This is a genomic window from Pseudomonas sp. NPDC087690, from assembly GCF_044743175.1.
In the GTDB taxonomy this organism is placed as follows: Bacteria; Pseudomonadota; Gammaproteobacteria; order Pseudomonadales; family Pseudomonadaceae; genus Aquipseudomonas.
In genome coordinates, this window is the sequence record NZ_JBIUVX010000025.1 from 49,491 (window position 1) to 51,166 (window position 1,676).

Genomic DNA, 1,676 nt, shown 5'->3' on the forward strand with positions numbered 1-1,676 from the left:
GCCCCGGGTCAGTTCCCTCTTCCGGAAGGAAAGGGGACTGACCGAGGTGTCTGGCGCTATACATCGACCTGCAAGCGCTTGGCGGTTATGGATTCAAAGCAGGACGTGCAGGTCGGTGTATTCCGGCAATATCCCCGGGTCAGTTCCCTCTCCCTCTGGGAGAGGGCTAGGGTGAGGGGCCCTTCAGTCACCCACAAAAAAGCCCGCAGACAATCGCTTGTCTGCGGGCTTCTTCACATCAGGCCTGGAACTTAAGCCCGACGCTCATGCATCCGCGCGAGCTGGCGTTCCAGCATCGACGGATAAGGCTCCATCAACCGCTCCACGCAGCAAGCACCCTCAGGGCTGGCAATCGGGCGGATTCGCGCACGTTGGCGAATCAGCGTGTCATCGCTGATCTTGCGCTCCACCAGCAGCAGGTTGCGGCTGTGTTGCGACAGGGCCAGTGCGTCCTGCGCCGAGTCGGTCAGCAGCAGATCAATCTGGCTCAGGCCAAACAGTTCGTCACCCAAAGTCAGACCCAACTGCAATTGCAGGGTGATGCCGCTGTCTGCGACTTCGATCTGCAATTGATGGCCCAGCGCCCGCAGCAGCTCGCCGCAGCAGATCGCATTGGTCAGGTAGTCGTCGCCGCTGTCTTCGGTGTGGAACAGCATCAGTGTGCTGCCATCGTTCAGGGTTTCGATTTCGCCCTGATACAACGACGCGGCCTGATCGAGGCAGTCGCGATAACGCTCCAGCAATTCTTCCAGGCGCGCGCGTGGCAGGCGACGCAATTGCTCTTGCGAACCCAGTTGCACCGCCAGCACCGCGCTGTGTTGTGGCACGCTTGGCGTGGCCTTGCGGGTTACCGGTTGCGGTGCGGTATCGAGTGACTCGTCGCGCAGATCGGCAAAGGCGTCGTCGTCGTCATCGTCTTCAACAGTGCTGACCACGTGGCGCGGCGCCGGTTTCTGTGCGGCCAGCGGACGGCTTTCGTCAAAGCTCGGATCACGCAGGTTGCGCACCTCGAACTCCGGTTCGTCGTCCTCTTCCTCTTCGAACTCGGGTTCCGGCTCAGGCTTGGGCGCGGGTTCCGGGGCGAAGTCGGCGTGCAACTGCCGCGCCAGATCGCCGATCTCGTCCTGACGATCAGTGCCCGGCGTATGTTCGTCGATATGGCGCAGCCAGACGCGCAATTGCAGCAGCGGCGTCGACAAGTAGCGGCCCATACGCAGGCTCAGGGCCAGCGACAGTGCCAGCAGAATGCCGCTGAGAATGCCCATGCTTTGCAGGCTGATGGTCATCGGCTGCTGGAACTGATCCATGTCCAGGCTGATGCGCAGTTGCCCGGCAGTCACGTCCTGGAAAGTGATCTTGCTCTCGTACATGCCTTCGGCTTCGCCCAGCAGGCTGTGCTTGGGGCGCTGACCGGACTCGGCGAGGATGCGGTTATCCACGCTGTAGATCGCCGCGTGGGCGACCAGTTTGTTCTTGGTCAGGTTGTTGAGCAGCACGTTGAGGCTGAGGATGTCGTTGGACACCAGCAGCTCCGTGGCCGAGGTCGCGGTCTGCGTGGTCAGGCTTTCGCCCAGCGCATCGGCCTGCTGGTGCATGGCCTGCTTGAATTGCTGGCCCATCACGCAGGAATAGATCACCAGGGCCAGAGCGACCAGGATCACGTTATGGCTGGCTAT

1 protein-coding gene is annotated in these 1,676 nt (G+C 61.7%); it reads right to left on the reverse strand.

The genetic code is table 11. The annotated features are described in order from the left end of the window. Positions 1-251: 251 nt before the first annotated feature. On the reverse strand, positions 252-1,676 hold a 1,425-nt coding region (locus tag ACIPIZ_RS20565), incomplete at its 5' end, for an AhpA/YtjB family protein (RefSeq protein WP_401167078.1).